This window comes from Streptomyces sp. NPDC052299, from assembly GCF_040679335.1.
Classification (GTDB): domain Bacteria; phylum Actinomycetota; class Actinomycetes; order Streptomycetales; family Streptomycetaceae; genus Streptomyces.
On the sequence record NZ_JBFAUP010000008.1, the window covers coordinates 311,532 to 323,593 of the forward strand.

General features: G+C 71.5%; 8 protein-coding genes. 3 read left to right on the forward strand and 5 right to left on the reverse strand.

Features of this window, described 5'->3' with window-relative positions; genetic code table 11:
* Window positions 1–40 precede the first annotated feature (40 nt).
* Window positions 41–2,197: a bifunctional glycosyltransferase family 2 protein/CDP-glycerol:glycerophosphate glycerophosphotransferase gene (locus AB0L33_RS16590; RefSeq protein ID WP_365681927.1), complete on the forward strand. Its 2,157-nt coding sequence runs from the start codon at window positions 41–43 to the stop codon at window positions 2,195–2,197.
* A 62-nt stretch (window positions 2,198–2,259) separates the two neighbouring features.
* Here AB0L33_RS16590 and AB0L33_RS16595 read toward each other — a convergent pair whose 3' ends face one another.
* The 5 genes from AB0L33_RS16595 to AB0L33_RS16615 form a co-directional block, all read right to left on the reverse strand.
* Window positions 2,260–2,634: an EamA family transporter gene (locus AB0L33_RS16595; protein WP_242441999.1), complete on the reverse strand. Its 375-nt coding sequence runs from the start codon at window positions 2,632–2,634 to the stop codon at window positions 2,260–2,262.
* A 70-nt stretch (window positions 2,635–2,704) separates the two neighbouring features.
* Window positions 2,705–4,219, reverse strand: a complete 1,515-nt coding sequence (locus AB0L33_RS16600; RefSeq protein WP_365681929.1) for a bifunctional glycosyltransferase/class I SAM-dependent methyltransferase — start codon at window positions 4,217–4,219, stop codon at window positions 2,705–2,707.
* Between the two features lie 41 nt (window positions 4,220–4,260).
* Complete coding sequence (locus AB0L33_RS16605) at window positions 4,261–5,490, reverse strand: glycosyltransferase family 39 protein (protein WP_365681931.1); 1,230 nt, start codon at window positions 5,488–5,490, stop codon at window positions 4,261–4,263.
* A gap of 132 nt (window positions 5,491–5,622) precedes the next feature.
* Window positions 5,623–9,156: a CDP-glycerol glycerophosphotransferase family protein gene (locus AB0L33_RS16610; protein WP_365681933.1), complete on the reverse strand. Its 3,534-nt coding sequence runs from the start codon at window positions 9,154–9,156 to the stop codon at window positions 5,623–5,625.
* A 405-nt stretch (window positions 9,157–9,561) separates the two neighbouring features.
* Window positions 9,562–10,185 carry a TetR/AcrR family transcriptional regulator gene (locus tag AB0L33_RS16615; RefSeq protein WP_365681935.1) on the reverse strand — a complete coding sequence of 208 codons (624 nt, stop codon included), beginning with the start codon at window positions 10,183–10,185 and terminating at the stop codon, window positions 9,562–9,564.
* Between the two features lie 218 nt (window positions 10,186–10,403).
* Between AB0L33_RS16615 and AB0L33_RS16620 the strand changes: the two genes are divergently transcribed.
* Entirely contained in the window at window positions 10,404–11,282 is an 879-nt protein-coding gene (locus AB0L33_RS16620) for an ABC transporter permease (RefSeq protein WP_365682001.1), read from the forward strand.
* Window positions 11,275–12,054, forward strand: coding sequence for an ABC transporter ATP-binding protein (locus AB0L33_RS16625; protein WP_365681937.1), 780 nt, complete (start codon window positions 11,275–11,277; stop codon window positions 12,052–12,054). The genes AB0L33_RS16620 and AB0L33_RS16625 overlap by 8 nt, the downstream gene beginning before the upstream one ends.
* Window positions 12,055–12,062: the final 8 nt, after the last annotated feature.

Here is a 12,062-nt window from a genome sequence, read left to right on the forward strand (position 1 = left end):
GTGTGGTCTCCCAGTACGCACAGTCCGAGAAAGAGTCCGTATGCCCCGGCTGAGTGTCATCATCCCTGTCCGTCGCGCCCGAGGAAGCCTGCGCGAGTGCCTGGAGTCGGTGCTCTCGCAGTCGTTCACGGACATCGAGGTCATCGGGGTGGACGACGGCGCGCCGGACGGCTCGGGCCTGGTCCTGGACGAGTTCGCCGCCCGCGACAGCCGCGTCCGGGCCGTGCACCTGGAGCCGGGCGCCGGTGCGCACGGCCGCCGGAACGCCGGGATCGAGGAGGCCGCCGGGGAGTACGTCCTCTTCCTGGAGGGCTACTACGTCCTCCTGCCCGGCGCGCTCCAGGCCGTCGCGGACCGGCTGGACGCCACCGGCGACCCAGACGTGCTGCTCTTCGGCCACCAGAAGCGCCCCTTCCGCGGCAAGGTCCGCTCGACGCGGTCCCTGCAGAAGCTGGAGGGGATGCCCGAGGGCCCGCTCACCCTGGCGAAGCGCCCGGACCTCCTCGACCTCGCCCCGGTCTCCTGGAACCGCGCGGTCCGCCGCGCCCTCCTGGAGCGCGAGTCCGTGACCTTCGGCCCGGGCCCGCACGGCGAGCGGATGTACGCGCTGGCGACCGTCGCCGTCGCCGCCTCGGTGGCCACGCTGGGCACCGCCTGCGTCGAGCACCGCCAGCAGCGCTATCTGCCCGGCCTCGTGGACGACGTGGAGCCCCGGACGGGCTCGACCCCGCTGGAGCTGGTCGAGGCGTACGACGCGCTGATGACCTTCGTGGAGGCGCGCCCGGCCCTGAAGGACGTGCGCGGCCTCCTCTTCGACCGCGCGGTGCAGGAGCTGCTGACCGCGTACCCGACGGTGACCAAGCGCCGCCGGCAGTACGTGGGCGCGGTCGGCGCGTTCCACCGCGCGCACCGCCCGGAGGGCTTCAAGTTCCCCGGCGGCGCCAAGGGGCTGCGCCCGCAGCTGATGGGCGGCGGCAAGTACACCGCGCTCGGCGCCCTGGACACCGCGCTCGCCACCCGCCGCAGCCTGCGGGCCGCGCCCAGCACGGCCCGCGCCAAGGCGAAGAAGCAGTTCACCAAGCGCTACTACAAGGCGCAGCGCAAGCTGCCGCTGGACCCGAAGCTGGCCGTGTACGCCGCCTACTGGAACCGCGGCGTGAGCTGCAACCCGGAGGCGATCTACCGCAAGGCGAAGGAGCTGGCGCCCGACATCCACGGCGTCTGGGTGGTGTCGAAGAAGAACGTGGACTCGGTGCCCAAGGGCATCGACTACGTGGTGCCCGGAACCCGCCGCTACTGGTCGGTGCTGGCCCGTGCCACGTACTTCTTCAACAACGTCAACTTCCCGGACCACCTGGTCAAGCGCCCCGGCCAGATCCATGTCATGACCCACCACGGCACCCCGCTGAAGATCATGGGCATGGACCAGCAGAACTACCCGGCCGCGGCCCAGGGGCTCAACTTCGACCGGCTGCTGAAGCGCGTGGACCGCTGGGACTGGAGCGTCTCGGCCAACCCGCACTCCACCGAGGTGTGGTCCCGCGCCTACCCGAGCGCGGCGCGCCCGCTGGAGACCGGTTACCCGCGCAACGACGTCTTCGCGACGGCCACCGAGGAGCAGATCGCCAAGATCCGCGAGGACCTGGGCATCCGCCCCGGCCAGCGCGCCGTGCTCTACGCGCCGACGCACCGCGACTACGAGGCGGGCTTCACCAACCGCCTGGACCTGGACCGGTTCTGCGCGGCCGTCGGCCCGGACACCGTGGTCCTCATGCGCGCCCACTACTTCTACGGCGGCTCGGGCCTCCCGGAGAACGCGTCGGTCATCGACGTCTCCACGTACCCGCGCGTCGAGGACCTGTGCCTCGCGGCGGACGCGCTGGTCACCGACTACTCCTCGGTGATGTTCGACTACGCCCACCTGAACCGTCCGATCGTGATCCTGGCCCCGGACTGGGAGACGTACCGCACGGTCCGCGGTGTCGTCTTCGACCTGCTGTCCGGGCAGCCGGGCGAGACGCCGGGTGCCGTGGCCACGAACACGGACGAGCTGGCGGCGATCTTCACCGACGGCAGCTGGAACAGCCCGGAGAACGAGGCGCTGCTGAAGGCGTTCAAGGAGCGCTTCTGCCCGTACGACGACGGCCGCGCCGCCGAGCGCGTGGTGCGCCGCGTGCTGCTGGGCGAGGAGTCCTAGACCGTACGACGCCGAAGGGCCCGCACCGGAACGTTCCGGTGCGGGCCCTTCGGCGACACGCCCTAGCGTTGCTGACCGGCCATGACCGTGATCAGGCCGACCACCACGAGCAGCGAGCCGCCCCAGGTCCACAGCGAGGTCCGCTCGTGCAGCACGGTCGCCCCGGCCAGCACGATCAGCAGGTAGCCGAGCGCGTTGAAGGGGTACGCGACGGAGAGCGGCACCTTCGCCAGCGTCGTCATCCAGGCGAGCGCGGACACCGCGAAGACGAGCAGCCCGAACACGACCCAGGGGCTGCCCGCGGCGCGCAGGGCGACGGAGCCGCCGTCGCGCCCGGCGGCGGCCGCGGCGCCCTTCATTCCGTGCTTGAGCATGATCTGGCCGCCCGCCGACGAGAACACGGCGAACAGGAGCAGCAGCACACTGGGGAGGGTCAAGGGCTTGCTCCTGACTGCGGGGGCGGGGGGTTCGGGCGTCCGGGCGGGCGCGGGTCCGGGGCGGGGCGCCTCAGACACCGACCCGGTCGGCGGGGACGTACTGTCGGTTGAGGATGTCCTGTACATCGACGTGCTCTCCAGCGATGATCGTCTCGGCCGCGTGCGGGGTGAGCAGCGCGACGTGCTGATAGCCGAACAGCGTCGGCCGGACGCGGGTCAGCAGCCTCGACGCCCCGCCGAGCACGGCGGCGAGCGGGCCCCGGCCGAGCAGCGACCAGAACGGCGCTCCGGTGGAGGAGAGTTCGAGCACGTCGTAGCCCGCGGCGCGCACGGTGCGGCGCAGGCTGGCCCGGGTGAAGAAGCGCAGATGCGTTTCGTCGAGGATGCCGCGGCGGTCGTAGTCGAAGGCGCCGACGGCCACCCGCAGCCGGGAGTACCAGTGGCTGAAGTTGGGAACGGACAGCAGCATCCGGCCGCCCGGCCGCAGCACGGACGCCGCCTCGGCGAGGACGTGTTCGGGGCGTGACAGGTGCTCGATGACGTCACCGGCCACCACGTAGTCGAAGCCGGTCCCGGCCTCGGCGGGCAGCCCCTCCTCCAGGTTGGCGAGGTGGAAGTGGCTGCACCGGTCGCGGACGCCGGGCACCTCCACGTAGTCGACGCCGGTCACCTCGTGGCCCAGGGACTCCAGCCGCTCGGCGAACAGTCCGCCGGAGCAGCCGAGGTCCAGGACGCGGCCGGGCGGCAGCGCGCGCATCTTCTCCAGGATGACCGCGTGCGAGGAGCCGTCGCCCTCCTTGAAGGCGTACTCGACGGGCTTGGGAATCCACCGGCAGGTCCCGAACCCCTTGACGGCCAGCCGGTATTCGAGGACGTCCTTGATCACGTCCTTGGCGTACTTCATGCCGTTGACGTAGCAGATCTCGTCGCCGTAGTAGGTGGGGACGGGGATCTCCTTGATCCGCATGCCCGCGTTGAGCAGCTGCACGATGATCTGGGTGTCGAAGTCGAAGGCGTCGGTGTTCCGGTCGACGGGCAGCTGCTTGAGGGCGGCGACGCTGTACGCGCGGTAGCCGGAGTGGAATTCGGTGAGGTCCGAGCCCAGGAGGCCGTTCTCCAGCCGGGTGAGGACGCGGTTGCCGAGCCACTTGTACAGCGGCATGCCGCCCTTGAGCGCGCTGCCGGAGGTCATCATCCGGGACCCGAACACCGCTTCGCACTCGCCGCGTTCGATGGGTGCGACCATCTCGGGCAGCAGTTCGGGGGCGTACTGCCCGTCGCCGTGCAGCAGCACGATGATGTCGAGTCCGTGCTCGGCGGCCAGCGCGTATCCGGCCTTCTGGTTGCCGCCGTAGCCGAGGTTCTTGGTGTGCCGCATCACGACGGTCCGCGGCATGCCCTCGGCCTGCGACCAGCGGCAGCCCGCCGTGAAGGTGGCGTCGTGACTCGCGTCGTCCAGGATCAGGATCTCGTCGATCCGCGACCGGAAGTCCTCCGGAATCCGGTCGAGGGTCTTCTCCAGCGTTGTCTCCGCGTTGTACGCGACCACCAGGATGCCGATCCTGGGGCTCGGGCTTTCCTTCACGGGGCGTTCTCCAGTTGCGGTCGGGGACGGGGGGTGCGGGATCAGTCGACGGTGGAGCAGGAGCGGAATTCCGTACGGGGTGCGGAGATCGCTGCCCGCTCGGTGGGGGCGGCGTCCGGGGGTGTGGCGAGGATGCGGCGTACGCCGGTGAACAGGCCCACCGCCAGGACGAACCAGCCGGCCGCGCCCAGGTACAGCACGGGCTCGCTCCAGCGCACGGCGGACCGCCCGCTGTAGCCGAGGACGGCGACCAGGCCGACGACCGCGCTGTACGCGAACCCCTCGACCGGGCCGAGCACGAACATCCCGGCGGCGGCCCAGGTCAGGTACTGGAGGCCGGACGCGGTGGACAGGAGCAGCAGCAGGCCCAGCGTGGCGGCGACCACCCCGGGCGCCTCGGCGGGCCGCAGCCAGGCGAGCCGGGCGCCCGCGGCCACGCACACGAGGACGAAGAGGAAGTGGCCGCCGCCCTGCACGAAGGCGATGACCGGCTCCGGCGCGCCGAGGACGTCCGCGAACCGCACGAGCCCCCACAGCCGGTAGCTGCCGCCCGCGTACTCCAGGACGTTGTGCACCAGGTCCAGGGGCACGGTCAGCAGCGCCGGCCCCCACACGAGCGCGGTGACCCCGGCGAGCCCGGCGGCGAAGCGGCCCAGGACCGGCCGTCCGCCGCGCAGGGCGGCCACGAGGAGGGCCGGGATCACCACGACCGGGATGAACTTGACGCTGATGGACAGCGCCGCGGCGACGCCCGCCGCGAGCGGGGCCTTCCGGTCGGCCAGCAGGTGGGCGGCGGCCAGCGCGAAGGCGACGGCGACGGCGTCGGTGTTGCCGTGGTAGCCGGAGGTCGCGATGAGCACCGGGCTGACGGCGACCCCGGTCCCGCAGAGCATCGCGGTGCGCGGGGTGGCGCGGCGGCGGACGATCTCGAACACGAGGACCGCGCAGGCGAAGTCGGCGGCCGACGCGGGAACGCGGATCAGCGTGGCGAAGGAGAAGCCGAGTTCGGTGAGGCGGTCGAGGCCCAGCAGCATCCACCCGGCCAGCGGCGGGTGGTTGTAGACGGGAAGCCCGGGGAGCGGGTGCGCGTAGATGCGGACGGGGCCGTACCCGGTGATGGCCTTCGCGAACCCCTCGAAGATCCGCACGTCGGCGGGGCCGGGCGAGTTGGCCGCGATGATCATGCGGGTGAGGAGGCCCGCGGTCGCCGCGACGAGCACGACGGCCCTGGCTCGCCGCACGTCCGTTTCGCCCCACATTCGGATACCCATGAAAGCAGAACGTAGCAAGGCGGCGACGCTATGCGACGCAGCGAATCGTCACCGTGGCGTAAACACCGGCCATGGAAACACCGATGCCCGGCCGGTAGGGACCGGCCGGGCATCGGGGCTCATCAGTGGCGACTACAGCATGCGGTCGACCACGCGGGCGGTGGCCCGGCCGTCGTCCAGGTCGCAGAAGTCGTGCCGGAACTGCTCGTACGCCTTGGCGTGTCCGGCGATCGCCCGCTCGGGGTCCTTCAGCGCGGCGATCAGGTCGTCGGAGTCCGGGATCAGGGGCCCGGGCGCCCGCTTCTCGAAGTCGAAGCTGAACCCGCGCAGCGTGTCGCGGTAGTGCTCCAGGTCGTACGTGTGGAAGAGCATCGGCCGCCCGGTCTGGGCGAAGTCGAACATCAGCGAGGAGTAGTCGGTGACCAGGGCGTCGCTGATGAGCATGAGCTCGCCGACGTCCGGGTAGCGCGAGACGTCCTTGACGAAGCCCGTGCCGCTGTCCGGGAGCCGGTCGGTGACCATGTAGTGACGGCGCACCAGGAGCACGGTGTCCTCGCCGAGTTCGCGTTCGGCAGCGGCCAGGTCGAGCTGGAGGCCGAGCGAATAGCGTCCGCCGCCGAGGCGCTGGTCCTCGCGCCACGTCGGCGCGTACAGGACGACGCGCTTGCCGGCCGGGATGCCCAGCTTCTCCCGTACCGCGGTGGCGACCTTGGCGCGGTCCGGGGCGTGGAAGATGTCGTTGCGCGGGTAGCCGCACTCCAGCACCTCGCCCTCGAAGCCGAACGAGCGGCGCAGGACGGGCGTGGAGTACGTGTTCGGCGAGACCAGGAAGTTCCACTGCTTGGCCCGCTCGGCGAGGGTCGCGATGTACCCGGCGTTCGCCTGGGCGGTGCCCGCGAGTTCGAGGCCGATGCGCTTGAGCGGGGTGCCGTGCCAGGTCTGGACGACCGTCTGGTCCTCGCGGCGCACGAACCACTCGGGCAGCTGCGTGTTGGTGATGACGTAGCGGCTGCGGGCCAGCGCCTCGTGCCAGGCGGCCGAGCCGTGCTCGACGGCGGTGGTGCCCTCGGGGACGATCGCCTGCTGGTCGCGGACGACCCAGATGTGCTCCACCTCGGTGCCCCGGCGCACCAGTTCCTCGTAGACGGCGCGCGGCGAGTCCGAGTACTGGCGGCCGTCGAAGGTGCTGTAGAGCGCTGCGGCGCGCAGCGGCTCGGAGCGCTGTGCCGCGTACGCCTCGCTCAGCAGGCGCTTGGCGCGCGGGCCGCGCTCGGCGGCGCTGAGCACGGGGCCGGAGACGACGAGGAGCTGGTCGCCGAAGCGGCGCTCCAGGGTGTAGTCGCGGCCGCCGAGCGTGCGGGTGGCGGGCAGGGTGTGGAAGGCGGAGGCGGGGAGCCGCAGCGCGCGGTCGCCGCTCTCGTCGGCGGCGCCCTTGTCCCGGAAGAAGAAGTACCAGTTGCCCTCGCCGAGCGGCACGGCGCCGCCCGGTCCCTCCACGGCGTCCGGCCGCAGCTCGGCGCGGAAGCGGCGGGCGCTCTCGGGTCCGGTGAACTCGACCGGGAAGACCTGCTCCTCGCGGTGGGCGCTGTTCTGCACAACCAGCTCGACCGGGTGCTCCGGGTCCTCGGGGAAGGTGCCTTCCAGGAAGAGCCGGCCGTCGTCCGTCCAGCTGGCCAGCTCGACGGCGGGCTGCACAACGCGGTCGCCGATGACCAGGTTGCCGCGCGCGCTGACGACGAGGGCCAGCTCGCGGCGGACGCCGTCCGGCCCGTCGGCGAGCGGGTAGCGGCCGGGGTGGACCGAGCCGGGCGCGTCGAGCGACGCCTTCAGGCCCGTGCCGACGAGATGGATGCTGTACGCGACGTTCTTCGGGGTCTCCTCGCCGGCGGGGCGGTTCGCCTCGACCGCGGCGAGCGGCAGCTCGGCGGTGAAGCGGTTCCAGCCGGCTCCGGCGCCGGTGCCCACGGTGACGGGGACCTCGACGGTGGTCTTGGTGGCGCCGTGCGTCAGGACCAGCGTCAGCTCGTCCTTGACGAGGCGGGCGCGGACCACGCCGGTCACCTTGACGGTGCCGGGCCGCTCGCCGGGGCCGTGGGTCTCGAAGCGGGCGTCGACGCGCTCGGAGTGCAGTACGAGCTTGTCGCCCTCGAACGCGGAGGCGATGCGGTGGTCGCCGTCGGGGCGGTGGACGGGCGGCGCGACGGACGCCTCGCGGACCGAGGGGAAGGCACGGCGGAGCAGGCCGCCCCGGGCGATGCCGACCTGGAACTGGAAGGTGAGCTGCTTGGGGCCGCTGTCTCCCTGGATGCGGAGCTTGGAGGCGTCGACGGAGGTCTCGAAGCCGGCCCGGTGGTAATCGTGCAGGCTCTGCCGGGAGCGGGTGGTGGCCTCGGGCTCGTCGGTGCGGCGCAGCCGGAGCGGGACGACGTGGCGCCGGCCGGCCCGCAGCCAGCCGATCCGGAACTCACTGACCCCGGAGCTGACCGGCAGGTTGCGGATGTACGCGTAGCCGCTGAGGTGCAGCTTGCCGTCGCGCCACTGGGCATCGCGCAGCCGGGCGGCGAGCGGCAGGTCGCGGTCGCCGACGCGCGCAACGGGCGCGGGCAGCGGCCGGGTGAGGACGGGGTAGTGGGCGACGCGCCGGCGCATGCCGCTGACCTCGAACGCGCCGGGCTCCCGCTTCTCCTGGAGGAGCAGCGCCAGCAGCTCGTCCATGCGGTGTTCGCGCACCAGATACCACATCACGCGCAGGCGCAGCGGCAGCCCGTCGAGCACCGCGGGGTCGACCTGGTCGATGAACTTGTTGGTGTACGTGAGGAACGCGTCCCGGTACTCCTGGTCGCCGTCCGGCAGGACCTCCATGAAGTACCAGAGGTCGTTGGCCAGCGCGTGGGCCTCGTAGTGGTTCTTGTCGGCGGGGGTGCGGTTCTCCGCCAGGAACTCCGAGACGCCCTGGACGTGGGCGACGCGGTCGTGGATGCCGCGGACGACGGCCCGGCTGGTGGTGATGGAGCCGGGACGGTCGCGCCAGTAGTAGACGGGGTCCTTGACGATGTCGACCGAGCCGGCCAGGAAGTGGGCGGGCAACACGACGGGGATGTCCTCGTACAGCGCGCCGACCGGGAAGGCGAACTCGTGCTTGTCCCAGAAGGAGCGGCGGAAGACCTTGTTGCAGGCGATGCGGTCGCCGAGGAGGTCCAGGTCGCGCGAGACGTGGGTGCGCTTGCGGGTGGTCGCCATGGGCTTGCGGAACATCGGCGACTGGACCAGCTTGCCGCCGGCGCGCAGCCGCAGGACGTTGCCGGACGCCAGGTCGGAGCCGGTCTCCTCCAGCGATTCGACCAGCAGCTCGTAGGCGTTCGGCGGGATGATGTCGTCGCTGTCGCAGAAGGCCAGGTAGCGGCTCTCCGGGTGGGCGTTGCGGAAGCCGGTGTTACGGGCGTGCCCCAGTCCGCCGTTCTTCTGCCTGACCAGCTTGAAGCGGTCGTCGCTCGCGGCGAACTCGGCGGCCAGCGCGGCGCTGCCGTCGGTGGACCCGTCGTCGACCATCACCACCTCGAGGTCGGTCATGGTCTGCTCCGCGAGGGACTTCAGACAGTCCGTCAGGAAGAGTTCCACGTTGTAGACGGGGACAACGACACTGAGCCGTGGCGGCATGTTGAGCACGTCCGTTCATCAAGGGCCTGGCTATCCGTAGGGCTCAACCGCAGAGGCGGTCGGGGGTCACCGGTTACGGTCCCGAACGAGTGACTGCGCCTGCACCGTGCTCGCCCCGTGCACATGCTCCGGAAGGCCCGGTGGGCGGCCCACCCACCAGATTAACCGATCGAAGAGTGACCCCTACAAGCACGCTGGCACACCCCCGCCGGGGCCTTTCGTTCGGGTCAGGCCGGACCAGGGAGCGGGCTCTGGTGCCGTGCATCGCAAGGCGGAGGATTGAGGCAGATGGGGTCTCCCCTGCTCGAGCGGAGCCGAGAGCTTGGGGAAGGAGCGTTGGTGATTGACGACAACGCCGCGAGGTGCGGCACCAGAGCCCGCGAGCCCGGCCTGACCCGAACGAAAGGCCCCAGCTCATCCGGCGGGGTCCGCGCCCTGTGTGAGCGCCGCCACGGCGGAGGCCGCGAGGTCGTCCAGATAGTCCTGGGACACCTCGCCCCGGACCACGGCGAGCCGCCAGTAGAGCGGGCCGACGATCAGGTCGAGGGCGCGGTCGGGGTCGCTGCCGGGGGGCAGCTCGCCGCGCGCGACGGCGTCCCGGACGACCACGGCGGCCATGCCCTGCTGCGGGTCGAGCAGGGCGGCCTTGATGGCGTCGGAGATCTCCGGGTTCCTGGCGGCCTCGACCAGCAGGTCCGGGATGACCTGCGAGGCCAGCGGGTGGCGCAGGGCGTACGCGGCCAGTTCGAGGACGGCGCGCACGTCCCCGTACAGGGAGCCGGTGGCGGGGGCGGGCATGCCCTGCGCGGCAACGGCCGAGACCAGGTCCAGGACCAGGTGCAGCTTGGACTTCCAGCGCCGGTAGACGGCGGTCTTGCCGACGCCTGCCCGGCGGGCGATGCCCTCGATGGACATCCGGGCGAACCCGACCGCGGCGAGCTCGGCGAACACCGCGCTGCGGATGGCGTCGGTCACGTCCTCGCGCAGGACGGCGGCTCCCGCCGGGGCTCGGCGGCGGCTTCCGGGGTCGGTGGTCATGGCCGAATCATAGTCCGCGACGACGAAACGGTTGCGTCCCGACGTGGATACGTCCTACCCTCGGCGTTGCGACGATACGGTCCCGTCCCGTCGCCGGGCGCGTTCTTCTCCGCCCGCACGCCGTGCCCCCGCCTGCCCGCCTCCCGTCGAAAGCGATCGTGGTGAGCCAGACAACAGCCCCGGCCCCGGCGGACAGCCCGCCGCCCCTCTCCCCGCCCGTGTACGGCTCCGGCGAGCTCGCCGCGCTGGCCGCGCGCCACGGGCTGACCGTGAGCGGCGCGCGTCCCTCGCTGCCCGCGTACGTACGACAGCTGTGGGGGCGGCGCCACTTCATCACGGCCTTCGCCACGGCCAGGCTCACCGCCCAGTACAGCCAGGCGAAGCTGGGCCAGGTCTGGCAGCTCATGACCCCGCTGCTCAACGCGACGGTCTACTACTTCATCTTCGGCATCCTGATGAAGACGAAGCACGGGGTGCCGGACTTCGTGCCGTTCCTGGTCACGGGCGTCTTCATCTGGACCTTCACCAGCTCCTCGATCACCGCCGGCACCCGTGCGATCAGCGGCAACATCGGTCTCGTACGGGCGCTGCACTTCCCGCGCGCCTCGCTGCCGATCGCGCTCGCCCTGCAACAGCTCCAGCAGCTGCTGTTCTCGCTGGGGGCGCTGGTCCTGATCCTGCTGGGCTTCGGGCAGTATCCGCGGCCGGCCTGGCTGCTCGCGGTCCCCGCCCTGGCCCTCCAGGCCGTGTTCAACACCGGCCTCTCGATGGCCATGGCCCGCCTCGCCGCGCGCACCCCGGACATCGCCCAGCTCACCCCGTTCGTGCTCCGCACCTGGATGTACGCGTCGGGCGTGATGTGGAGCATGGACACGATGCTGAGCGGCGACCGGGTGCCGGACTGGGTGAAGCTCGCGCTCGAACTGAACCCGGCGGCCGTCTTCATCGACCTGGTGCGCTTCGCGCTGATCGACAGCTTCGGCGCGAACCAGCTGCCCCCGCACGTCTGGGCGGTCGCCGCCGGCTGGGCGCTGCTGTGCGGCGCGGGCGGCTTCGTCTACTTCTGGAAGGCCGAGGAGAGTTACGGACGTGGCTGAGCCTACGAATGCGGCGGTGCCGACGGTCGTCGTGGACGACGTCCACATCACGTACAAGGTCAACGGAGCCCGCACCGGCCGGGGCAGCGCCACCTCCGCGCTGAGCCGGATCGCCTCGCGTCGGCAGGCCCCGGGCGTGCGCGAGGTGCACGCCGTGAAGGGCGTCAGCTTCGCCGCGTACAAGGGGGAGGCGATCGGGCTGATCGGCTCCAACGGCTCGGGCAAGTCGACCCTGCTGAAGGCCATCGCGGGCCTGCTCCCCGCCTCGAAGGGCCGCGTCCACACCCATGGCCAGCCCTCGCTGCTCGGCGTCAACGCCGCGCTGATGGGCGATCTGACCGGCGAGCGGAACGTGGTGCTCGGCGGTCTCGCGATGGGCATGACGCGTGCGGAGATCCGCGAGCGCTACGAGGAGATCGTGGACTTCTCCGGCATCAACGAGAAGGGCGACTTCATCACGCTGCCGATGCGCACGTACTCCTCCGGCATGGGCGCCCGCCTGCGCTTCTCCATCGCCGCCGCGAAGAACCACGACGTGCTGCTGATCGACGAGGCCCTCTCCACGGGCGACGCCCGCTTCCAGCAACGCAGCAAGGACCGCATCCGCGAACTGCGCGAACAGGCCGGCACGGTGTTCCTGGTGAGCCACCACAACAGATCGATCACCGAGACCTGCGACCGGGCGATCTGGCTGGAGGCGGGGAGGCTCCGGATGGACGGGCCGGCAAAGGACGTGATGAAGGAGTACGAGAGGTTCACGGGCCGCAAGTAGGCGGGGCG